We start from the raw sequence: 21,959 nt of genomic DNA, 5'->3' as shown, positions 1-21,959 counted from the left end.
CCACCCACAATGCACTCCACGCCAGAAAACCTCAACGTTATATATGAAGATAACCACATTATCGTGGTTAATAAACGTAGTGGTGATATTGTCCAGGGAGATAAAACGGGAGACTTGCCACTGAGTGAAGTTGTAAAAAAATACATTGCCGTAAAATATAATAAGCCAGGAGCGGTTTATCTAGGTGTGGTACACAGGCTAGACAGACCTACTTCTGGCATTGTTATTTTTGCCCGTACCAGCAAGGCGTTACCACGTCTCAACAAGATGTTTTCTGAGCGACAGACTAAAAAAACATACTGGGCACTTGTAAAAAATCCGCCTCCGGCAGAGAGTGGCACGCTTACACACTTTTTAAAACGCAACCCAAAACAAAACAAAAGCTACGCTCACAAACACGAGGTGCCAGACAGTAAAAAGGCTATTCTAGATTACAGAGTGATTAAAAAGCTTAAGACATTTTATCTTCTTGAGATAGACTTACACACTGGGAGACATCACCAGATACGCGCCCAGCTTACCGCCATAGGCTGCCCTATAAAGGGAGATCTTAAATATGGTTTTGACCGCAGTAATCCTGATGGTAGTATAAGTTTGCTTTCGCGAAAGCTTACCCTCACCCACCCGGTAAAAAAGGAAGAAATGACCTTTGTAGCTCAAGTGCCCGAAGGAGATGCTGTGTGGAAGGCCTGTAATTAGGGATTTCCTACTTATTTCGAGACGATCTTAAACTCTCTACCACTACACTAAATAAAATAAGAGAACCTCCCAAAACGGTACGCCATCCAGGTATTTCGTTAAGAAAAATAATACCAAGGATGATTCCGTAAATAGGTTGTACGCTTCCCATTAAACTAGCAGCCGTCACAGAAAACCTTTTAATACTAAAGAGAAACATCGTGTGTCCCAAAGCAGTAGTTATAAGGGCAAGCATCCCTATATAAGGAAGCTCTTTTACAAATCCTTGGGCATCAAAAATGAAATATGCAGGTATAAGCATTATTGCTATCACCAGCGTTTGATACCACATCACTACAGACCCGTTGTAGGAGCCTATTTTTGTTTTTACCAAGAGGTTACGTATTGCAAAACATAATGCCGACAGCAAACCTATTAATATCGCAAGGAAGTAGTCGTTTTCTGTATCAAAAGAAGGCGCAAGAAAGTAAATACCTATCAAGACAAGTACTCCTAGTAGCAAGTGCATTTTTGAAAACTGTGTTTTTAAAAATACAGGCTCGAGTAAGCTTGTCATCACAGGATATGTAAATAATGACAGCATCCCTATTGCCACGTTAGACAATTGTAATGAGTAGAAATAGGTAATCCAGTGTAGCCCCATAAAAACTCCAGATAGCGCAATTCCGAGTATATCTTTTCGCGCAAGCGTAAAAGAAAAACCTTTCCACTTTACGAATAGTCCCAGTAGTAACATTGCAAGAAATGAGCGTATACCGATGGTTACGGCTGGTGGCAAATCAATGTATCTACCTAGTACTCCCGAGGTGCTTACAAAAAGCATTGCTAGGTTAATTTCTAATATATGGCGGGTGGTGTTATTTGACATTAAATGGTGTTAGGGTATGTATGTTGTAAAAAGATAAAGTAGAAGATTACCTTATTAATTTTTGCGCTTTTTCTTTAATCACATCTGCAACGGGTCTGTTTTCTATCTTACTCTCTAGCCAAGACAACACATCTAGATATAAGAAGGCTCTGCGCTCATACGGATCGTCTTCGTATTGCTTGAGCGTACTGTGAAGTTTTTTAAACTCGGCTTTAAGTTCGTGAGGATAGATATCTCCCAGGTTGCGCACAAATTTAATCATCTCCTTTTGTACCTCGTGCATATCATCCATCTTAATAAGAAACTTATAGGTGCTTCTTAACAATGACTCAAGATGGTAATCTTTGCCAGCTTCATAATGAGCGATGAGATTAAGAATACGTGAGAAGCACATCAAGTCCTCACGGCTCTTAAGGCTGTGGTTATTTATAATTTTCTGGCAGTACTCGATACATTTTATGTTATCACCCGCCCCAAAATATAGACTCGCCATCTTGTAATAAAAGATCATCACGTGATGCTCATCTATACGATATTTGGGTGATTTTAATCCGTTGAGCACCTCCTTAACGAGATCTTCACCATCTTTGAACTCGCCTATCATAAAGCGATGATTAAAGCGGTTACTACTCGTATATAAAAACAGGAGTGTATCCAGGTTATCACCTTTAGGGAAATTAGGATTTTCCTTTACCGTGGTGAGCTTCTCTAGCGCTTCTCTAAATTTTGACTCGTGTTTGAGGTAAAATAATGACTCTAGCAAATAATGTATGCCTTTGAGATAAAAAACTGGGTTCTGTTTTATCATTAAAGGATTCTCATCAAATAAGCGTACATAGCGATCTGCATATTTATAACAAGAAAGAAAATCTTGAATAAGAAAACTGTACCAGAGATGCGCTTTATATAACCACATCCTCTCTCTAAAATTGAGCAAGTCGTAATCATAATTAGGCAAGTGCCCATCAAAGTAAGCTGTGAGCTCTTGCTTTTCCTTATCACTTTTTACATAGCCCGTCTTGAGCATAATGCTATAAAGTTGCAGCGACAAGTTAGATAGCTTGCTCGCCATCACGTTTTGTTCACTCAGGCTTTTGGCCTGCACAGCAAGCTCATCTGCTCGAGTTGCTATACTTCTAGTGATATACTGGGTTTCTATGATTTTTTCTAGCTCTACAATCTCGTAGGCAACATTTTTCTCCTCATTCTCTAGTGCCATACTTTTAGCTTTATCTAGAATTTTAAGGCTTTGCTTATACAACCCCTTTTGATATAGTATGGTTGCAAAGTCTAGCTGCTCTCGTATTTGCACACGTATATTTTGATGTGCAGGAGTAAGCCGCAGGCTTATTAAAAGTTGTCTATAAAGATGCGCTTTGAGGTTAGATAGTTGTGTTTTGGTAACAATTCCAGACTTTAAAATAGCAGCCTCATTGTATGTTTTCTCTTTGTCTAAAAATTCAAAAAGTTGTAAAAATTTTGCCTCGCTATTTCCCACTAGTCGGCCTACGTACAGCTTGAACTGTCGCTTTTCACTCTTAGATAATGACTTTATTAAAATAAATAAAGAGTCATTATGATCATTAAGCGTTGTAATGATTTTTCTCATAACTAATTGAAATACAGTTATTTGATTAGACTAAAATTAACCTTGATATCGTAAGACCTCTCATTTGAAAGATTCTCAAAGAATAAGCAAGGTATAAATTCGTGTAGAAATGAAAGCTATGCAAAACGACAAAGTTCAGATTTTTGATACGACTCTTCGTGATGGAGAGCAGGTACCTGGTTGTAAACTAGACAAAAAAGAAAAACTCTCTATAGCAGAGCGTCTCGATGTTTTAGGCGTAGATGTTATTGAAGCCGGTTTTCCTATTTCCTCTCCTGGAGATTTTAGCTCTGTAGAGGAGATTTCAAAACTCGTAAAAAATGCAACCGTATGTGGTCTCACTCGCGCAGTAGAGAAGGATATTGAGGTTGCCGCACAAGCTTTAAAATATGCCGTTAGACCTAGAATCCACACGGGTATAGGTACTAGTGAGTCGCATATGAAGTATAAATTTAACGCCACTCCTGAGCAGATTATAGAGCGCGCTGTAAAAGCAACCGCCTACGCTAAAAATTTTGTTGATGATGTAGAGTTCTATGCAGAAGATGCGGGTCGTACAGATAATGCATTTCTTGCAAAGGTGCTTGAGCAAGTAATCGCAGCTGGGGCAACCGTTCTTAATATTCCAGATACTACAGGTTATTGTTTACCTGAAGAGTATGGAGCAAAAATTAAATACTTACGTGAAAATGTGAAGGGTATAGAAAACGTAACCCTCTCTTGCCACTGTCACAATGACCTTGGTCTAGCCACTGCAAACAGTATTGCAGGTGTTATAAACGGAGCAAGACAGATAGAATGTACCATAAACGGTATAGGAGAGCGTGCTGGTAACACCTCCCTAGAGGAAGTAGTAATGATCCTTAAACAACACCCCACACTTAATCTTCATACAGATATAAATACCCAACTCCTTTTTGATACGAGCCGTATGGTGAGCGATAAAATGGGAATGGTCGTACAACCTAACAAGGCCATTGTAGGTGCAAATGCCTTTGCACACAGCTCAGGAATCCATCAGGATGGTATGATTAAAAATAGAGAGACCTACGAGATTATGAATCCTAAAGATGTAGGAGTAAACGAGACATCTATCGTGCTTACAGCAAGAAGCGGTAGAGCAGCACTCGCCTACAGATCAAAAAAAGTAGGATACGAACTAACAAAACTTCAACTAGATGCTGCTTATGAGCAGTTTCTTAATGTGGCAGATAGACAAAAGGAAGTAAAAGATAACGACATACATATGATTATGCAACACATACAGTGCAAAGCTGGAGCCGTAGCATAACTTATAAAAAATCATAATTACACACGTAATTTACGAGAGCATACATAGCAATGGGAAAAACACTATTTGATAAAGTCTGGGATGCACACGTGGTAGACACGGTAGATAACGGACCCCAAATCTTATATATAGACAAGCACTTGATACACGAAGTGACAAGTCCGCAGGCATTTAATGAGCTTGAGGAACGTGGCATTGCTGTAGCGCGTCCAGATCAAATAGTTGCCACGGCGGATCATAATACCCCAACTCAAGATCAGCATTTACCTATTAGAGATGAGATGTCTCGCAAGCAATTACAACAACTCACAGAAAACTGTGAGAAACACAACATCACCCTCTATGGTCTAGGTCACAAGTACAATGGTATTGTACACGTGATGGCACCAGAACTGGGCATCACACAACCAGGTATGACTATGGTTTGTGGCGATAGTCACACCTCAACGCACGGAGCTTTTGGCACTATTGCCTTTGGTATCGGGACGAGTCAGGTGGGACAAGTATTTGCGAGTCAGAGCTTGTTACTTAACAAGCCTAAAAGCTTACGCGTTTCTGTAAATGGAACACTTGCACCACACGTTTCTCCTAAGGATGTGATTTTGTACATCATTTCAAAAATTGGCACTAATGCCGGTACAGGTTACTTCTGTGAGTATGCGGGTAATGTTTTTGAGGAGATGAGTATGGAAGGTCGTATGACGGTTTGTAATATGAGTATCGAGATGGGTGCTCGTGGCGGTATGATTGCCCCAGATCAAACCACTTTTGATTATGTAGAAGGACGCAAATTTGCTCCGCAGGGTGACGCTTTCGCGAAAGCGGTATCCTACTGGAAAACACTCCCTACAGATCAAGACGCCACTTTTGACAAAGAATATCACTTTGATGCCGAAGATATAGCACCTATGATCACCTACGGCACAAACCCAGGAATGGGAATAAAAATAAACGGCGCCATACCTGAAAAAGGCGATATGACCTTTGAGAAAGCGCTGGAGTATATGAACTTCAAAGGTGGAGCACAATTACTAGACACGCCGATTAATTATGTGTTTTTAGGAAGTTGTACAAACTCAAGAATAGAAGATTTTAGAATAGCCGCATCATACGTGCGCGGAAAACATAAAGCTGCAAATGTGAACGCCTGGCTCGTACCTGGCTCACAACAAGTAGCAAAGCAACTCGAAGAAGAGGGGCTTAAAGAGGTGTTTGAAGAGGCTGGGTTTGCCTTACGGCAGCCTGGCTGTTCAGCCTGTCTAGCGATGAATGATGATAAAATTCCCGCTGGAGAGTACTGTGTTTCTACCTCAAATAGAAATTTTGAAGGCCGCCAAGGTCAAGGTGCGAGAACAATACTCGCTTCTCCCCTTGTAGCTGCCGCAACTGCCATTGCAGGAAAAATAGTAGACGTCACAAAAGAAGCTGTAGCCTAATGGAAAAATTCACAAAACTCATAAGCACAGCGGTACCGCTACCTATAGAAAACATAGACACAGACCAGATTATCCCTGCGCGCTTCCTGAAGGCGACAGATAAAAAAGGATTTGGTGATAACGTCTTTAGAGACTGGCGCTTTAAAAAAGATGGAACGCTGGATGCAGAGTTTCCTATTAATAAACCACAATATGCTGGAGCAAAAATTCTGGTAGCTGGAGATAACTTTGGTTGTGGGTCTAGCCGTGAGCACGCTGCCTGGGCAATTGTAGGATATGGTTTTAAGGTCGTGATCTCAAGTTTTTTTGCAGATATTTTTAAAGGTAATGCACTTAACAACGGCTTGCTTCCTATTCAGGTGACGCCGAAGTATCTTAAGGAATTACTAGCAGGTATAGAAGCAAACCCTGAGTTACCTATTACAATAGATCTAGAAAATCAGGTAGTTGAGATGGCCGGAGTTTATGCTGAGCAAGGTCGAAGTACGAAAGCGGAATTTGAAATAGATCCTTACAAGAAGGTTTGTATGATTAATGGATATGATGATATCGACTTTCTACTAAGTAAAAAGGCCGAAATAGAAGCCTTTGAAAAAGAACGAATGGTGTTTTAAGAAAACACAATATATAAATGGTTACCAGATCCTCGCCTACTAAGGCGGGGATTTAGTACATAATTCAAACACACACTATGGATTTTAATATTGCAATCATACCTGGAGACGGGATAGGACCAGAAGTTACTGCTCAAGCAAAAAAAGCCCTAGAGGCAGTAGCAGATGAATACGGACATCACTTTACATATACAGAAGCAATGATGGGTGCTTGCGCCATAGACGCAACGGGCAACCCGCTTCCTGAGGAAACACTAGATATTTGCGAGGCATCAGACGCTATACTGTTTGGGGCCATTGGTGATCCCAAATATGATAACGACCCTACAGCAAAAGTTCGTCCAGAGCAAGGCCTTTTGAGACTTCGCAAATCACTAGGACTCTTTTGTAATGTACGCCCTGTGAAGGCTTACGAGCAACTTATAGATAATTCACCTCTTAAAAGAGAGATCATTTCTGGCGCAGATATGTCTATCTATCGCGAACTCACAGGTGGTATCTATTTTGGTGAGAAACACCTTAGTGATGATGGTCAAGTAGCCTCAGACGGTTGCTCATATTCTGTAAAAGAAATTACAAGAATGGCACATCTAGCATTTAAAGAGGCTCAAAACAGACGAAAAAAATTGACGCTCGTAGATAAAGCAAACGTGCTAGAAACGTCAAGGCTGTGGAGAAAAACAGTAACTGAGATAGCAAAAGGATATCCAGATGTAGCGGTAGATTTTCTCTTTGTAGACAATGCAGCGATGCAAATGATTTTAAACCCAAAGCAGTTTGACGTGATTTTGACAGAAAACTTGTTTGGTGATATTATTTCTGATGAGGCAAGTGTGATAGGAGGTTCTATAGGACTTTTAGCTTCTGCCTCTGTAGGTACAGAAAATGCACTTTTTGAGCCTATACACGGCTCTTACCCACAAGCTACTGGCAAGGGAATTGCAAATCCGCTGGCTTCTATCTTATCTGCTGCGATGTTATTGAGACATCTAGGGCTTCAAGACGAGGCTGCTAGCATAGAAACCGCTGTAGAAAAATCTTTAGAACTAGGTTTTACAACAGAAGATCTCAAACCAGAAAACCCATTAAGCACTTCAAAAGTGGGTGATTTTATTGCAGACTATATCTTAAACCCAGAAGACACAAACCGTAATTTTAAAAACATTCACGCAGGACAAAGCACGATTATTTAATCGTAGTTTATACGCTCGCGTATGCCACCACCTGCACGGTGTATAATCACATCTGCCTTGCGTTTACGTGCAATACTCTTTGCTTTACGTATGGCAGTACTCTGCTTTTGATGCTTTGAAGTGATACGCTTGTTACCCTCGCGCCTTACAGCCCAGTCCCCTTCATAGGGGACCACGTGCTGATGCCAAGTACGTTTTCTACTTGCCTTGCGAGAGTTTTCATATACGTTTTCTACTATTTCTAGTAATGAACGCAAAAAGGTTTTAATGCTACTCATAGTGCGAAGATACTATTTTACACAAGCTCATTATGTGTCTAAAGTCTTCTATACTCATTAAGATACCGCCTTGTCAAATTTGGCTTGTATCTTATCTAGACCTAGGTTATGTATACTTCCTAAGTGTGAGTGCTCCTTTGTATTTCCCGCTTTAAAAGAACCATTTTCTACCTGCTCCCCTATTTGCTTATATGCTTCTCTAAAAGACACTCCTGCGGTTACAAGATCATTAATAGCATCTACTGTAAAGAGGTGTTGATACTTCTCATCATCTAGATTAACATCCTGCACTTGTACCTGAGCAATAGAGAACTCAAAAATATCTAGCACTACTTTGAGATCCTCAACAGACTTGATAGCATTTTCTTTGAGTAACTGGTAATCTCTATGGTAACCACTTGGCAAATTATTTGTTATCATAATCATTTCCTGTGGGATTGCTTGTAACTGATTACACTTACCACGCAAAAGCTCGAATACATCTGGATTCTTTTTGTGCGGCATAATACTACTGCCCGTAGTAAGTGCATCTGGAAACTTAATGAATCCAAAATTTTGAGAGCAGTACAAACATATATCCATTGCAAAACGACTCAAGGTATTTGCAATATTTGCAACTGCTTGCGTTACCGTACGCTCAGACTTCCCTCTTGAGAGTTGGGCTGCAATTACATTATATTTCAAATCGGCAAATTGAAGTTGCGCGGTAGTCATCTCTCTATCGATAGGAAAACTAGATCCATATCCAGCTGCACTCCCCAGCGGATTTTGATCTACTACCTTCTGCGCTGCTTTGAGTAAGTAAAGATCATCTATAAGTAACTCCGCATAGGCAGAAAACCAAAGCCCAAATGATGACGGCATTGCCACTTGAAGGTGCGTATATCCAGGCAGCAAGGTGTTTTTATGCGCCTCTGCAAGTTTGAGAAGTGTGTCAAACAACTTCTCTACGCCTTCAGTTATTTGAGATAACTCTGCTTTGAAATAAAGGTTTAACGCCACAAGAACTTGGTCATTACGAGATCTCGCTGTGTGTATTTTTTTACCGGTATCTCCCAGTGCTTTTACAAGGTCACTTTCTATCTTAGAATGTACATCTTCAAAATCTGCTTCTATAACAAATGCTCCTTCCTGCTCTTGATTGAGCATAAGGTCTAATTGCTTATTTAACTGCTCGCTCTCCTCTTGTGTAAGTAGGCCTACAGATGCAAGCATTGTTGCGTGTGCCTTGCTGGCTAGCAAATCATACTTAGCAATATGGATATCAATCTCACGATCATTACCCACCGTAAATGCTTCTATTTTTTGATCTGTTGGTATTCCTTTTTCCCAAAGTTTCATAGGTATCTTATTAGAAGGTTATGCTGTTCACACTATTGCAACAACCCTTATTATTTATGCGGTTAAAAATTTTTCTAGAAGATCAATATATAATGGAATCCCCTGCTCTATCTCGTGTACATAGACAAACTCATCTGCCATATGAGAGCGAGTGCTGTCACCTATACCTAGTTTTAAAGATGGGCAAGACAAGCAGGCTTGATCAGATAAGGTAGGTGATCCATAGGTCTCTCTGCCTAACGCTATTCCTGCTTGTACGAGCTTGTGCTCTTTTGGGATACGCGAACTATTTAGCCGCAATGACCGTGGTTGTATCGTGTCACACGGCACATTTGCCACCATATAATCGGCGATTTCTTGATTGCTGTAATGTTCATTTACTCTCACATCTATAACGAGCTCTACCTGACTAGGCACTACATTATGCTGACTACCTGCATTAATTTGAGTAACTGTAACCTTAGTAGCTCCCAGCGTATCAGACACTTTATCAAAAGTTATATTTTCAAACCACTGCAGGGTTTCTATCACATTATAAATAGCCATATTCTCCTTTATATGAGCTGCGTGACCTGCCGTTCCTTTTACTACGGCGTCAAAAACCACCAACCCCTTTTCGGCAATGGCGAGGTTCATTAGTGTAGGCTCGCCTACAATGGCAACATCTATCTCTGGCAGATGCGCAAGCATACTATTAAGACCATTAGGACCACTTGATTCTTCTTCGGCAGAAGCTACAATTACAATATTATGAGACAAATCCTCACGCTCATAAAAATGTACAAACGCAGTAAGCAACCCTACAAGACTTGCACCTGCATCGTTACTTCCTAGACCGTACAATTTTCCGTCCTTAATTTCGGCATTATAAGGATCTCTTGTGTATCCTTTATTTGGCTTAACCGTATCGTGATGCGAGTTGAGAAGCAATAACGGTTTTGATGCGTCATAATGTTTATTAAATGCATAGATGTTGTTACGCTTTCGCGAAAGCGTAATCCCCTTCTCCTCTAGCCAGTTTATGATAAGTAGAGCTGTGCCATCTTCTTCACTAGAAAAACTTTGGGTCTCAATGAGTGATTGCAGTAGTCCTACGGCGCTATCTATTTGAGTTTTTAAAGACATAGTGTCGTGTGTTTTATAGTGTTATCACTCAGTATATCAACCTCGCCCAGATGCACTCTCATAACGCCTTGATCTAGCGCCTCAAAAGCAGTATCTAGTTTTGGAATCATACCTTCAAATATTTGTCCTGCTGTTTTCATCTCTTTATAAAGCCCTTTATCTATGCGCGTTACTATCGATTCATCATTGTTTACATCTTCAAGAACACCTGGTTTTGTAAAACAATAAAACAACTGAACGTTGTAGAGAGAGCTCATTGCTACCGCAATTTTGGCAGCGAGTGTATCTGCATTGGTGTTGAGTAATTGCCCATTACCATCGTGCGTAATTGCAGAAAACACAGGTACTTTACCATCAGAAAGGAGGTCATTTATAAAACTCACATTCACTCTATTAATATCTCCTACAAAACCATAATCTACCGTCGTCACTTCGCGTTTATGCGCTCTCACGGCATCACCATCTGCTCCAGAAAGTCCTATGGTGTTTTTACCTTTTGCCTGCAGGCCAGCGACAAGTTTCTTGTTGAGAAGTCCAGCATACACCATTGTCACAACCTCCAGCGTAGTCTCATCTGTTACCCTTCTCCCGTCTACTTTTACTGGAACATAACCCAGCTGCTCTTGTAAAGTAGATGCTTTATTTCCTCCACCGTGTATGATTATAGCTGGACCAGAAATTGCCTTAAAATGCGTGTAAAATGAGGTGAGTAGCTCATCATAATCTACAATGTCTCCACCTATTTTCACTACGGTAAGTTGCTGTTTATTCATCATTGTCGAGTATGTTTTTAAGCACCCATTGTGCAGCCCACGTTCTATTACCAGCTTGCTCGATTACAGCGCTTGACTCGGTGTCTAGCACATCATCTGCAATGACAACGTTACGACGCACAGGTAGGCAATGCATTACTTTGGCTTGATTGGTTCCCTTAAGTTTTTCGGCATTAATCATCCAGTTACTGTCTTGCGATTGCACCTTACCATAATCTTCATAGCTGCTCCAGTTTTTTACATAAATGATATCAGCATTTGCAAAGGCTTCTTTCTGGTTATGAATCACCGGTACTTCACCACGTATCTCTGGGTTAAGATCATAACCCTCTGGATTAGTAATTGTGAAATTTACATTTGCCTTTTGCATAGTCTGTACAAATGAGTTTGCAACTGCGTGCGGCAAGGCTTTAGGGTGTGGCGCCCAGGTCAACACGACATTAGGTTTTTTATTTACTGCACGTAAACTTTCGGTGAGTTCGTAAATCGTGATTGCATCTGTAAAGCCTTGTAGCGGATGCGCCGTACTGCTCTCCAAATTTACAACCGGCACACTCCCATATTGCATAAATGCAGAAAGTACGACCTCTAGCTCATCTTGACTTTTATCTACCAGCCCAGGAAAAGCTCTCACGGCAAGCACATCACAATATTGCGATAACACCTGCGCAGCCTCTTTAATATGCTCTGCTTTTGTGCCATCCATCACAGTACCATCTTCAAACTCTAGTTGCCAGCTATCACTATTTACATTGAGTGTCATTGTTTCCATCCCAAGGTTTTTGGCAGCCTTTTCTGTGCTTAATCTTGTACGTAAGCTCGAGTTAAAAAATAGAAGACCTAAGGTTTTTTGTTTTCCCGCTTTCGCGAAAGCGTACGGATACTCCTTCATATACAGCGCTTCTTTAATCGCCATTTCTAAATTTGGGATATCATTTATAGATATGTAGTTCTTCATAACTCCTTGTGTAATGCTTCAAATAGTAAATCTATCTGTGGTTTTTGAATCGTAAGTGGTGGAAGTATTCTGAGCACGTGTTTGTTTTTTGCCCCTCCCGTAAAAATGTGGTACTCGTAGATTAGTTTTTTGCGTAATGCTCCTACATCGTAGCCTAAGTCTAGCCCTAGCATTAGTCCGCGACCTTTAACAGTCACCCGATTGCCAAATGCAAGTGCTTTCTCCCTAAAGTAGGTTTCTATTTCCTTTGCGTGTGCCATCAAATGCTCCTTCTCAATCACTTCGAGAACTGCCAGTGTAGCAGCGCAAGCAAGATGATTACCGCCAAAGGTCGTTCCCAGCATCCCATATCGCGCCTCAATAGAGTGATGCACCAGCACACCGCCCACAGGAAAACCGTTACCCATTCCTTTTGCAATGGTGATAATGTCTGGCGTGATATTATATTTCTGAAAAGCAAAAAACTCTCCAGATCTACCAAAACCAGATTGCACCTCGTCTGCAATGAGTTTTACATCATACTTTTTACAAAGCGCGGCAACATCTTGATAAAACACTTCTGTAGATTGATCTAAACCTCCTACACCTTGTATAAATTCTAAAATCACTGCACAGCAATCTCCTTGTTGCAAAGTTTCCTCTAGTTGCTCTGTATTGCCCAGATCAAGTATGGATACTTTGTGTTGTGCATTTATAGGTGCCACGATGTTAGGATTATCAGTAGCTGCTACGGCGGCAGATGTTCTCCCGTGAAAGCTGTTTTTAAACGCTAGCACGCGACTTTTACCTGTGTCAAATGACGCTAGTTTTAATCCGTTCTCATTTGCCTCTGCTCCTGAGTTACAGAAAAACAAATCATAATCATCACAACCAGAAAGCGCTCCTAATTTCTGAGCAACCTCCACCTGCAGCGGATTTTGAACTGCGTTAGAGTAAAACCCTATGGCATCCATCTGCGTTTTTAATTTCTCTATATAATGAGGATGCCCGTGACCTATAGAGATCACCGCGTGACCGCCATATAAATCAAGATACTCTTGACCACTTTGATCATACACATAGCATCCCTGTGCCTTAACAGGAGCAACATCATAAAGTGGATATACATCAAATAATTTCATACTCTCTATTTTTTTGCACTATGAGATGCTATTAATTTTTTGATAACTAGCCACGATTCCCTTTATGAGAGAAGAGCTTAAACCTGAATGTTCCATCTCATTGAGACCTTCTATGGTACAGCCTTTAGGCGTAGTTACTTTATCAATTTCTGCTTCTGGGTGGTTTCCAGATTTAATAACGAGCGTGGCAGCTCCTAGACAGGTTTGCATAGCAAGTTCTTGCGCTTCTTTTGCGTCAAAACCTAACTGTATGGCTCCCTGCGTAGTTGCCCTTATCAATCTCATCCAAAAAGCAATACCGCTCGCACAGATTACCGTAGCAGCTTGCATTTGTCCTTCTGGAATAATAAGAGTTGTGCCTAGTTTGTTAAAAATGGCTTCGGCTATGGCAATGCGCTTTTCACCTAGTGTATTACTACATAAACAGGTCATACTTTGACCTACAGCAATAGCGGTGTTGGGCATCGCTCGTATTATAAATTGATTGTCTCCTACAATTTCAGCGATTTGTGGCACTTTAAAACCAGTTATCGTAGAGATAATAATGTGTTTCTCAGTAAGCAATTCTTTAATATCCTCAAGTATACCTGCAAAATGACCTGGCTGTACTGCAAAAATGAGAATGTCACTTTTTACAACAGCCTCACGGTTATCACTCGTAGTTGTTACTTCCTTGTACGCATCCCATTTTTCGATACTAGAAATATCTCTTTTCGTAAGATATAAGCTAGTCACCGCATTATTTGTGATGAGTCCTTTTGCGATGGCAAGACCTAAATTCCCCGTTCCTATGATTGCTATTTTCATATGTCTATATCTTAACTATTAGAAATAACTTGCTTTGAGTTGGAGTCCCGTATCTTGTTTCCAACCAAACATTAGATTCATATTTTCTACAGCTTGACCACTCGCTCCTTTTAATAGATTATCAATCACACTGGTAATCAATAATTTATTGCCGTGTTTTTCTAAGTGTATAAAGCAGTAGTTTGTGTTTACCACTTGTTTGAGGTGTAAAGGTGCTTTTACCGCTTTCGCGAAAGCGGAATCCTTATAAAAATCCTCATAAAGCGCATATGCCTCTTCAATCGTACCCTCAAAATATGTGTAGGCAGTTGCAAAAATCCCCCTAGAAAAATTACCACGCTGCGGAATGAAATGAAGTTCGCTGTTAAAACTCTCTTGCAGCTGCACAACCGACTCTCCTATCTCCCCAAGATGCTGATGGTTAAAAGCCTTGTAGTGTGAGAAGTTATTATCTCTCCACCCAAAATGCGTGGTAGCACTAGGTTTTACTCCGGCTCCCGTAGCGCCTGTTACGGCATTAATATGCACATCTTGGCTGAGTAAAGAAGCGCTTGCCAGCGGCAATAATGCAAGCTGAATAGCAGTTGCAAAACATCCAGGATTTGCAATATTTTGCGCGTTTTTAATTTTCTCTTTATTGATTTCTGGCAAGCCGTAAACAAATGTTCTATCCTTAAAAGTGACATCACTTTTAAGTCTATACTCATTACTCAAATCAATGATCTTCGTACTTGAAGAAAAGCTATATTGCTCCAGAAATTTACCAGAGTTACCGTGACCTAAACATAAAAAAACTACATCTACCTTTGTGTTTACATCACTTGTAAAAGCAAGATCTACATAAGCAAGATCTTGATGCACCACGCCTACTGCATTACCAGCATTACTTGTACTATATATAAAATCTATCTCAACTTCTGGGTGATGAATAAGCAGTCTAATGAGCTCCCCAGCAGTATAACCTGCACCACCTATGATTCCTATTTTTTTCATTTGTTTTGGTTTGCTATGATTCTAGACTGGTTACCTAGTATTTTTATAAACCCTTTTGCTTCGGCGGCGGTCCATCCTTGGTTTTCTTCTCCATAACTCGCTACCTTAGATTGCATAAGGTCATAATCTGATGTGATGCCTACTACCTCAAATCTATATGGATGTAATACTACTTCTACTTCTCCAGTCACCGTATTCTGGCTGCTTTGTAAAAATGCTTCAAAGTCTCTCATTACAGGCTCTAGGTATAATCCCTCGTGTAAGTGAGTACCATACCACAACGCGATGTTTTCTTTGTGTTGTAATTGCCATTTTGAAAGTGTGTGTTTTTCAAGAGTACGATGTGCTTCTAGTATAATTATAGGAGCTGCAGCTTCAAAACCTACCCTTCCTTTTATACCAATGATGGTGTCTCCCACGTGCATCCCGCGACCTATGGCATACTTACTTGCAATGTCTTCTAGTTGCTCTATAATCTCCACTGGTGAACCTTGCTTTCCATTAAGCGAAGTAGGTTCTCCTTGTGTAAATCCAATTTTTAAGGTTTGAGAATCACTAGCCTCTAGCTGACTAGGATATGCATCCTCAGGCAGTGTTTGATGTGAGGTTAGGGTTTGAGCACCTCCTACACTTGTACCCCATAAACCTTGATTTATAGAATATTGTGCTTTCTCCCAAGACCAAGAAATACCGTGACTCTGTAGATAATCGATTTCTTGTTTTCGCGAAAGCGTTTGATCTCTTATCGGCGTTATTATTTCTAATTCTGGCACAATAGTCTGGAACGTCATATCAAAACGTACTTGATCATTACCTGCACCCGTACTACCGTGAGCAATAGCATCTGCGTTTTGAGCTTTGGCAAATTTTGCAATCTCTATGGCTTGCACGATACGCTCTGCACTTACAGAAAGTGGATAACTGTTGTTCTTAAGTACATTACCAAAAATTAGATACTTCACCACCGTATCATAAAAGGTAGCTATAGCATCTATATTAGTATATGATGTCGCTCCTAGGGCAAGCGCTTTCTCTTTGTTATTTGCGATTTCTTGATCTGTAAATCCACCTGTATTTACACTTACAGCGTGTACTTCATACCCCATTTCTGCAGTGAAATATTTTACACAATAGCTTGTATCGAGTCCTCCTGAATATGCTAAGATTAATTTTTTCATTACTTATTTTTTTTAAGGAATAGCTTTTCCTTTATTTGTTTTAGCCTGTTAAAAACAGGTGCCTTTACAGTATTTTTTTCTGTGGATTTGGATTCTTTTGATGGATCATAGAGCATCCCTGTGCATAAGCACATCTTTTGCTCTGTACGTGTGAGTACATCAAAGTTCTTACAGGTTTGGCAACCTTTCCAGAAGCTTTCGTCTGTTGTGAGTTCAGAAAACGTGACGGGTTTATAACCTAGGTCACTATTAATCTTCATCACGGCAAGACCCGTAGTGATTCCGAAGATTTTTGCATCTGGATAACGCTTTCGCGAAAGCGTAAATATTTCTCCTTTAATTTTTTTGGCAAGTCCCTGTCCTCTGAAGTCTGGGTGAACAATAAGTCCAGAGTTGGCAATAAATTTTTCGTGTCCCCAGGCTTCTATATAACAGAAGCCCGCAAAAACATCTCCCTCTAAAGCGATGACAGCATTACCTGCTTCCATCTTTGAGATGACATATTCTGGAGTTCTACGAGCGATTCCTGTACCACGCACCTTAGATGACTCTGCGATGGTATCACAGATAATCTGAGCATATGGTGTGTGCGAAATCGTGGCTACAACAATTTGCATAGCGATGATTTAAGTTAAAATGTATATTGAAAATGTGACGGTTCCTTTTGTGGAAAACGGGATAGGACTCACCTACCATCCCTCATTAATGAGCTACCCTTACGGGCGGCGGCGGAAGCGTCGTACAGGAACAGGAAGTAATTGCATAGCAGGTCTTGCAGCAAGAAGTGCTGTAAGGCTATTTGAGATATGTGCAATTATTCTATTCATACTAATGGGTCAAAGGTAGCAACTTATTTGAGCTAGCAATACACTTTTAGAATTAATTATATAAAAACTACCTTTTTTATATAATTAAATAAGATTTTTAGACTTTACTATAAGAATCTTACTTAATGGGTTTTAGATTGTGAAATACTCAACGTAAGGCGTTTAAAACAAAAGAGGCTAGCGCATAATACGCTAGCCTCTTTATAAAAATAATAACTAAATCTTACAGTTACTTAGCAATATTGACCGCTCTGGTCTCTCGTATTACGGTAACTTTTACTTGACCTGGGTAGGTCATATCTGTTTGAATTTTCTGAGAAATTTCAAAAGATAGTGATGAAGCTTTATCATCATTAACTTTCTCACTCTCTACAATAACACGTAGTTCACGTCCTGCTTGAATAGCATAAGCCTTCTTAACACCTTGGAATCCAAAAGCTATTTCCTCAAGATCTTTGAGACGTTGTATGTATGAATCTAATACCTGACGGCGTGCACCTGGTCTCGCTCCACTTATAGCATCACAAACCTGTACAATAGGAGAAAGTAAACTTGTCATCTCAATCTCATCGTGGTGAGCACCTATAGCATTACACACGTCTGGCTTCTCTCCATACTTCTCTGCCCATTGCATTCCTAAGATTGCGTGTGGTGTTTCTGTCTCTGTATCTGGCACTTTACCTATATCGTGTAAAAGTCCAGCTCTACGAGCAAGTTTTGCATTTACGCCTAACTCTGCTGCCATCACACTACAAAGTTTTGCAACTTCTCTACTGTGTTGTAGTAGGTTTTGACCATAAGAAGAACGGTACTTCATACGCCCTACCGCTTTAATAAGCTCTGGGTGTAAACCGTGTATTCCTAAGTCGATTACTGTGCGCTTTCCTACTTCTACAATCTCTTGCTCAATTTGTCTCGTTGTTTTCTGTACAACTTCTTCAATTCTTGCTGGGTGTATACGACCATCTGTTACAAGTTTGTGTAGTGATAAACGAGCCACCTCACGACGCACACTGTCAAAACAAGAAAGTATAATTGCCTCTGGAGTATCATCTACAATAATCTCAACACCAGTTGCTGCTTCTATAGCACGTATGTTACGACCCTCTCTACCTATAATTCTACCTTTTACATCGTCACTTTCTAAGTTAAAAACAGATACACAGTTTTCTACTGCTTCCTCTGTTCCTATGCGTTGTATGGTGTTAATGATAATCTTTTTGGCTTCTTGCTCTGCGGTCATTTTTGCCTCTTCGATAGAAGTTTGCACGTGCTTCATAGCATCTGCCTTGGCTTGGTCCTTCAGAGTAGTTACAAGTTGACTTTTTGCTTCTTCGGCAGAAAGTCCTGAGATTACCTCAAGTTGCTGCACCGTACTCTGGTGCATTTTTTCAGCTTCGGCCTTTTTCTTATCAACGTATTCTAAACGCTTATCGTAATCTTTAATTCTATCTTCAAGAGATTGATTTAATTTTTTATTTCGCGAAAGCTCACCACTTACTTGAGATTCTTTGTCACGAGTGCGCTTCTCTGCATCGTTCATTTTTTTATCTCTTCCTAGAATTACTTTTTCGTGCTCTGCTTTAAGCTCGATAAATTTTTCTTTGGCTTGAAGTATTTTGTCTTTTTTAATAGACTCGCCCTCAGACTTAGCTTCTTTTAAGATACCCTGAGCACTTTTCTTTGCGCGTTTGATAATCTGCGATGCATTATTGCGTTCTAGCATTTTTGCTATTAGAAAACCTAAAGCTAGTGCAATCACACCTACGATAAACAAGAGTGCGTTATGTTCCATAATTCTAGTAAATATTTTTAATGCCCTAAAGAGCAATACTAATGGTTGATTTATAAGGTTTTACAACCTTAACATCTCACGATGAGATATAAAAAAGCCTGCATTAGAAGTGCATTTTGTATAAACTCCTAATAGTAAGGATTAGAGCTAGAAAGCTGATCAAGGTTCCGTCTACCTAGAACGAGTCTAGTAACGGCATGCTTTTACAACTTAGAGTCACTCTTTATAAAAAATAACTGTTGAGTTTATCAAAAAAATATCCAATGCAGGCAGTAATATGCTGTTGTATGTAAAGAACGTCTATGTTAAGCTCTCATCAAGAAGTACAGCCAGCTTTTGTAATCTAGCCGCAGTCTCATCACTCAGAGAGTCCTCATTTATAGTTTTTTGGGTAACCTTTGAGGCAAATTGCAATGCACACATGGCAAGAACATCTTGTTTATCTCTAACGGCATAACTCTCTTCAAATTGCTTCACCATTGCCTCAATCTCTTTAGTCGCTTTACGCAATCCTTCCTCTTGAGCTGGATCAATTGTAAGCGGGTATACGCGATCTGCAATAGACAATTTGATTTTAAGTTTGTCTGCCATAATTATTCAGCCAGTGACGCAATACACGTGTCAATCTCACGTACAAGAGCGTTTATCTTCAGTTTGGTTTCCCTTTTATAATCGTTACTGCCTAGCAATGCATTTGCCGTTTTAAGAGTCTTCACCTTCTGTTCACTCGCCATAATGGCGTCTCTCAGTTGTTTGTTTTCTTGTTGCACTGCGGTAAGTTCTATTTCTAGATCTATCCGCTTTTGCTTAACATCTTCGTATTTTTTCAACAAAGTAGCGACTCTATACTCAAGAGAATCCACAACTTTAGAAAGACTACTCATAACATGTCTGCATTTACTACGTTACACAAAGTTAACATTTGAAAGATACTCATACAATGGATACGAGTTAAATTTTATTGGATATAAATTATGCTTACGCGAAAACATGATTTAACCACTGTCAATCTATTATCTGATAGCGTAGTAGCACAATTAACTATACATGAAGAGCAAATAAAAAGAAACACTGTACCTTTACATAAGACAAAACCACACACAGTGACATTTACACGAACAACAGAACAAGACTCGCACTACGATGATCTTGAAAAGATGACTACCACAGAGCTGCTCTCAAATATTAACAACGAGGATAAAACTGTTCCAAACGCAGTTGAGAGGGTAATCCCAGAGATTGAAAAATTAGTTGATATTGTTGTATCAAAATTAGAAAAAGGTGGAAGACTTTTCTATATGGGAGCGGGAACCAGCGGTCGCCTAGGTGTTGTAGATGCAAGTGAGTGCCCTCCTACCTTTGGTGTATCACCAGAAATGGTAATTGGGTTAATTGCGGGTGGAGATGATGCAATAAGAAATGCTGTAGAATTTGCAGAGGATAGTAGTAATCAGGGCTGGGAAGATCTAAATTCACATAATATTTCTGCAAAGGATGTTGTAATTGGCATTGCGGCCTCAGGAACTACTCCATACGTTATTAGTGCTCTTAAAGAATGTAATAATAGAGGAATAACTACAGGCTGTATAACATGTAATGAAGGAAGTCCTCTAGCATTAACTGCTATATATCCAATAGTTCCAGTTGTGGGTCCAGAATTTGTTACGGGAAGCTCACGCATGAAGGCAGGAACAGCTCAAAAGTTAGTCCTCAATATGATATCTACAGCTACCATGATTAAGCTAGGACATATTAAAGGAAATAAAATGGTAGATATGCAACTCAGTAATGAGAAGTTAGTACAACGAGGAACTAATATGATAATGTCCTCACTAAATATACCTGAAAAAGAAGCGAATACTTTATTATTAACCCACGGCAGCGTACGTAAAGCAATAAATGAATATCATGCACACAAATAAAGAAAAGCTTGCCAAAGGTGTTAAGCTTATGGGAGGAACCCTTTTATTATTAGTTACAGCACCTATAATTCTTAACTCTTCCTTTAAAAATCAGGATCACCCGATGTTTATTCCTATTCTAGGCATAGGGATAATACTATTTGTAGCTGCTATTTATTTTGGATTCAAGGGAATAAAAATGCTTATGAAGGCATTATTTAATGATTAAATAGATTTTAAATACCCTCTCTTTTGGGAACTGGCGTAGATGGATTATATCCAAAACCTTCGATCACAGTTTCTACTCCAAGGGTTTGCAACATATAACTTATAATTGCATAGTGATGTGTGGCATGCGTATTAGCTTGAGCAAGTACACTCTCAAGTGTGTACATGATTGTTTCTTTACCGGCCCCTAGGTTGTCTGTAACATGCAATAAGTAGTCTGTATTGACTCCTATAAATGATACTAATTGCTCTTGGATCTCATATATCTTATTCTTTGCAGCATCTGGATTTGTTGAAATAACTTCATCCCTCTTGCGTGCTGTAAGATCAATATTATTAGATTGTATACCATTGATGATACAGTCAAAAAAGTCTAATGCATGCCTGATATGGGAACCTATACTACTATAATAGGGACCAACACTATTATCAATGTAGGTATCTTCTGATATAGTATCTATTAAAGTAATTGCATTTCCTAGATTTTGATTGATAACACTAACGATTTCTCTTCGCATACATTCTTAATTATAGTTTTTTACTGGTATAAGTCTATTTACACAACAACATTATCTTGTATAAAATTAATCTGAATATAAGAAAAGAGAATTACAAGAGGTCATAAAATATCATATAAAGACTCTGTAACTAACAATCAGATAAACATGAAAGAAAGAAACTCTATACTTTATTTGTAGTTTAAAATTGTAAAGTAAGAGTCGGTAGAAAGCACAAGAACTTTCAATTAAGCAAATTTAATTTTAGATAGCTACCAATCGAGTCCAACAACCCACTTAATTAAGGAACAGCGGGTTAAACACTTACATCCCCTTAACTTTATGGCATAAAAAAAGCTCCAATACTGTTGTATTGGAGCTTTAAAAAGGCGGCGACCTACTCTCCCACGAGTGCAGTACCATCGGC

The 21,959-nt window shown here is 39.6% G+C and carries 23 protein-coding genes and 1 other RNA gene; 7 read left to right on the top strand and 17 right to left on the bottom strand.

What is annotated here, in order from left to right:
• Positions 1–9 precede the first annotated feature (9 nt).
• Positions 10–699, top strand: coding sequence for an RluA family pseudouridine synthase (locus D017_RS10280; protein ID WP_035336357.1), 690 nt, complete (start codon positions 10–12; stop codon positions 697–699).
• Positions 700–706: 7 nt separating this feature from the next.
• Here the strand turns inward: D017_RS10280 and D017_RS10275 are convergent, their stop codons facing one another.
• Positions 707–1,567, bottom strand: coding sequence for a DMT family transporter (locus tag D017_RS10275; RefSeq protein WP_035336356.1), 861 nt, complete (start codon positions 1,565–1,567; stop codon positions 707–709).
• Positions 1,568–1,613: 46 nt separating this feature from the next.
• A complete protein-coding gene (locus tag D017_RS10270; protein WP_035336353.1) occupies positions 1,614–3,176 on the bottom strand; it encodes a hypothetical protein in 1,563 nt (520 codons plus the stop codon).
• Positions 3,177–3,294: 118 nt separating this feature from the next.
• Here D017_RS10270 and D017_RS10265 point away from each other — a divergent pair, with 118 nt between their 5' ends.
• The 4 genes from D017_RS10265 to leuB all read left to right on the top strand — a co-directional run bounded on the left by D017_RS10265 (position 3,295) and on the right by leuB (position 7,710).
• Positions 3,295–4,467 (top strand): 2-isopropylmalate synthase, encoded by a 1,173-nt coding sequence (locus D017_RS10265; RefSeq protein ID WP_081804715.1) that lies wholly within the window; start codon positions 3,295–3,297, stop codon positions 4,465–4,467.
• Between the two features lie 50 nt (positions 4,468–4,517).
• Entirely contained in the window at positions 4,518–5,903 is a 1,386-nt protein-coding gene (gene leuC, locus D017_RS10260) for a 3-isopropylmalate dehydratase large subunit (protein WP_035336352.1), read from the top strand.
• Entirely contained in the window at positions 5,903–6,517 is a 615-nt protein-coding gene (gene leuD / locus D017_RS10255; protein ID WP_035336351.1) for a 3-isopropylmalate dehydratase small subunit, read from the top strand. Before leuC ends, leuD begins: the two co-directional genes overlap by 1 nt.
• Positions 6,518–6,594: 77 nt before the next feature.
• A complete protein-coding gene (gene leuB, locus D017_RS10250; RefSeq protein ID WP_035327391.1) occupies positions 6,595–7,710 on the top strand; it encodes a 3-isopropylmalate dehydrogenase in 1,116 nt (371 codons plus the stop codon).
• On the opposite strand, the gene D017_RS10245 is transcribed toward leuB, so the two are convergent.
• From D017_RS10245 to D017_RS10185, 14 genes are all read right to left on the bottom strand, one after another.
• Entirely contained in the window at positions 7,707–7,988 is a 282-nt protein-coding gene (locus D017_RS10245; protein WP_035336350.1) for a DUF2188 domain-containing protein, read from the bottom strand. The two genes, leuB and D017_RS10245, sit on opposite strands and share 4 nt — an antisense overlap.
• A gap of 57 nt (positions 7,989–8,045) precedes the next feature.
• Positions 8,046–9,329: an argininosuccinate lyase gene (argH, locus tag D017_RS10240; protein ID WP_035336349.1), complete on the bottom strand. Its 1,284-nt coding sequence runs from the start codon at positions 9,327–9,329 to the stop codon at positions 8,046–8,048.
• 54 nt (positions 9,330–9,383) lie between these two features.
• The gene (locus D017_RS10235; protein WP_035336348.1) at positions 9,384–10,454 is read right to left on the bottom strand and encodes a M20 family metallo-hydrolase; all 1,071 of its coding nucleotides are present in this window, start codon (positions 10,452–10,454) and stop codon (positions 9,384–9,386) included.
• Entirely contained in the window at positions 10,445–11,230 is a 786-nt protein-coding gene (argB, locus tag D017_RS10230) for an acetylglutamate kinase (protein WP_035336347.1), read from the bottom strand. The genes D017_RS10235 and argB overlap by 10 nt, the downstream gene beginning before the upstream one ends.
• Positions 11,220–12,185: an N-acetylornithine carbamoyltransferase gene (locus D017_RS10225; RefSeq protein WP_035336346.1), complete on the bottom strand. Its 966-nt coding sequence runs from the start codon at positions 12,183–12,185 to the stop codon at positions 11,220–11,222. The genes argB and D017_RS10225 overlap by 11 nt, the downstream gene beginning before the upstream one ends.
• On the bottom strand, positions 12,182–13,306 hold the full coding sequence (locus D017_RS10220; RefSeq protein ID WP_035336345.1) for an aminotransferase class III-fold pyridoxal phosphate-dependent enzyme: 1,125 nt from the start codon (positions 13,304–13,306) through the stop codon (positions 12,182–12,184). Before D017_RS10220 ends, D017_RS10225 begins: the two co-directional genes overlap by 4 nt.
• A gap of 18 nt (positions 13,307–13,324) precedes the next feature.
• On the bottom strand, positions 13,325–14,113 hold the full coding sequence (proC, locus tag D017_RS10215) for a pyrroline-5-carboxylate reductase (protein WP_035336344.1): 789 nt from the start codon (positions 14,111–14,113) through the stop codon (positions 13,325–13,327).
• 18 nt (positions 14,114–14,131) lie between these two features.
• Positions 14,132–15,106, bottom strand: a complete 975-nt coding sequence (argC, locus tag D017_RS10210; RefSeq protein ID WP_035336343.1) for an N-acetyl-gamma-glutamyl-phosphate reductase — start codon at positions 15,104–15,106, stop codon at positions 14,132–14,134.
• Positions 15,103–16,284: an argininosuccinate synthase gene (gene argG / locus D017_RS10205; protein ID WP_035336342.1), complete on the bottom strand. Its 1,182-nt coding sequence runs from the start codon at positions 16,282–16,284 to the stop codon at positions 15,103–15,105. The genes argC and argG overlap by 4 nt, the downstream gene beginning before the upstream one ends.
• A complete protein-coding gene (locus tag D017_RS10200; RefSeq protein WP_035336340.1) occupies positions 16,284–16,901 on the bottom strand; it encodes a GNAT family N-acetyltransferase in 618 nt (205 codons plus the stop codon). The genes argG and D017_RS10200 overlap by 1 nt, the downstream gene beginning before the upstream one ends.
• A gap of 439 nt (positions 16,902–17,340) precedes the next feature.
• A complete protein-coding gene (rny, locus tag D017_RS10195; protein WP_035327372.1) occupies positions 17,341–18,906 on the bottom strand; it encodes a ribonuclease Y in 1,566 nt (521 codons plus the stop codon).
• 122 nt (positions 18,907–19,028) lie between these two features.
• A non-coding RNA gene (ssrS, locus tag D017_RS15200) (6S RNA) lies at positions 19,029–19,151 on the bottom strand.
• Between the two features lie 55 nt (positions 19,152–19,206).
• Positions 19,207–19,497 (bottom strand): cell division protein ZapA, encoded by a 291-nt coding sequence (locus D017_RS10190; protein WP_035336338.1) that lies wholly within the window; start codon positions 19,495–19,497, stop codon positions 19,207–19,209.
• Between the two features lie 2 nt (positions 19,498–19,499).
• Entirely contained in the window at positions 19,500–19,790 is a 291-nt protein-coding gene (locus tag D017_RS10185; RefSeq protein WP_035336337.1) for a hypothetical protein, read from the bottom strand.
• 219 nt (positions 19,791–20,009) lie between these two features.
• On the opposite strand from D017_RS10185, the gene murQ reads away from it, so the two are divergent.
• Both murQ and D017_RS10175 read left to right on the top strand, forming a co-directional pair.
• The gene (gene murQ / locus D017_RS10180) at positions 20,010–20,828 is read left to right on the top strand and encodes an N-acetylmuramic acid 6-phosphate etherase (RefSeq protein ID WP_035338181.1); all 819 of its coding nucleotides are present in this window, start codon (positions 20,010–20,012) and stop codon (positions 20,826–20,828) included.
• Positions 20,815–21,036: a DUF6095 family protein gene (locus tag D017_RS10175; RefSeq protein WP_343215416.1), complete on the top strand. Its 222-nt coding sequence runs from the start codon at positions 20,815–20,817 to the stop codon at positions 21,034–21,036. Before murQ ends, D017_RS10175 begins: the two co-directional genes overlap by 14 nt.
• Before the next feature lie 7 nt (positions 21,037–21,043).
• Here the strand turns inward: D017_RS10175 and D017_RS10170 are convergent, their stop codons facing one another.
• Complete coding sequence (locus D017_RS10170; protein WP_035336336.1) at positions 21,044–21,553, bottom strand: hypothetical protein; 510 nt, start codon at positions 21,551–21,553, stop codon at positions 21,044–21,046.
• Positions 21,554–21,959 lie beyond the last annotated feature (406 nt).

This window comes from Dokdonia sp. PRO95, from assembly GCF_000355805.1.
GTDB lineage: Bacteria > Bacteroidota > Bacteroidia > Flavobacteriales > Flavobacteriaceae > Dokdonia.
Note: the sequence above shows the minus strand (reverse complement) of the source record. Positions and strands in the feature narration are given on the sequence as shown.

Excerpts from the sequence above, each read along its gene's own strand:
- leuD (WP_035336351.1), top strand. The coding sequence starts at position 5,903 with ATGGAAAAATTCACAAAACTCATAAGCACAGCGGTACCGCTACCTATA.
- D017_RS10265 (WP_081804715.1), top strand. The coding sequence starts at position 3,295 with ATGCAAAACGACAAAGTTCAGATTTTTGATACGACTCTTCGTGATGGA.
- leuC (WP_035336352.1), top strand. The coding sequence starts at position 4,518 with ATGGGAAAAACACTATTTGATAAAGTCTGGGATGCACACGTGGTAGAC.
- argB (WP_035336347.1), bottom strand. The coding sequence starts at position 11,230 with ATGATGAATAAACAGCAACTTACCGTAGTGAAAATAGGTGGAGACATT.
- D017_RS10245 (WP_035336350.1), bottom strand. The coding sequence starts at position 7,988 with ATGAGTAGCATTAAAACCTTTTTGCGTTCATTACTAGAAATAGTAGAA.
- argC (WP_035336343.1), bottom strand. The coding sequence starts at position 15,106 with ATGAAAAAAATAGGAATCATAGGTGGTGCAGGTTATACTGCTGGGGAG.
- D017_RS10190 (WP_035336338.1), bottom strand. The coding sequence starts at position 19,497 with ATGGCAGACAAACTTAAAATCAAATTGTCTATTGCAGATCGCGTATAC.
- D017_RS10220 (WP_035336345.1), bottom strand. The coding sequence starts at position 13,306 with ATGAAATTATTTGATGTATATCCACTTTATGATGTTGCTCCTGTTAAG.
- argG (WP_035336342.1), bottom strand. The coding sequence starts at position 16,284 with ATGAAAAAATTAATCTTAGCATATTCAGGAGGACTCGATACAAGCTAT.
- D017_RS10275 (WP_035336356.1), bottom strand. The coding sequence starts at position 1,567 with ATGTCAAATAACACCACCCGCCATATATTAGAAATTAACCTAGCAATG.
- D017_RS10200 (WP_035336340.1), bottom strand. The coding sequence starts at position 16,901 with ATGCAAATTGTTGTAGCCACGATTTCGCACACACCATATGCTCAGATT.
- D017_RS10185 (WP_035336337.1), bottom strand. The coding sequence starts at position 19,790 with ATGAGTAGTCTTTCTAAAGTTGTGGATTCTCTTGAGTATAGAGTCGCT.
- D017_RS10175 (WP_343215416.1), top strand. The coding sequence starts at position 20,815 with ATGCACACAAATAAAGAAAAGCTTGCCAAAGGTGTTAAGCTTATGGGA.
- D017_RS10270 (WP_035336353.1), bottom strand. The coding sequence starts at position 3,176 with ATGAGAAAAATCATTACAACGCTTAATGATCATAATGACTCTTTATTT.
- D017_RS10170 (WP_035336336.1), bottom strand. The coding sequence starts at position 21,553 with ATGCGAAGAGAAATCGTTAGTGTTATCAATCAAAATCTAGGAAATGCA.
- leuB (WP_035327391.1), top strand. The coding sequence starts at position 6,595 with ATGGATTTTAATATTGCAATCATACCTGGAGACGGGATAGGACCAGAA.
- rny (WP_035327372.1), bottom strand. The coding sequence starts at position 18,906 with ATGGAACATAACGCACTCTTGTTTATCGTAGGTGTGATTGCACTAGCT.
- D017_RS10280 (WP_035336357.1), top strand. The coding sequence starts at position 10 with ATGCACTCCACGCCAGAAAACCTCAACGTTATATATGAAGATAACCAC.
- argH (WP_035336349.1), bottom strand. The coding sequence starts at position 9,329 with ATGAAACTTTGGGAAAAAGGAATACCAACAGATCAAAAAATAGAAGCA.
- proC (WP_035336344.1), bottom strand. The coding sequence starts at position 14,113 with ATGAAAATAGCAATCATAGGAACGGGGAATTTAGGTCTTGCCATCGCA.
- D017_RS10235 (WP_035336348.1), bottom strand. The coding sequence starts at position 10,454 with ATGTCTTTAAAAACTCAAATAGATAGCGCCGTAGGACTACTGCAATCA.
- D017_RS10225 (WP_035336346.1), bottom strand. The coding sequence starts at position 12,185 with ATGAAGAACTACATATCTATAAATGATATCCCAAATTTAGAAATGGCG.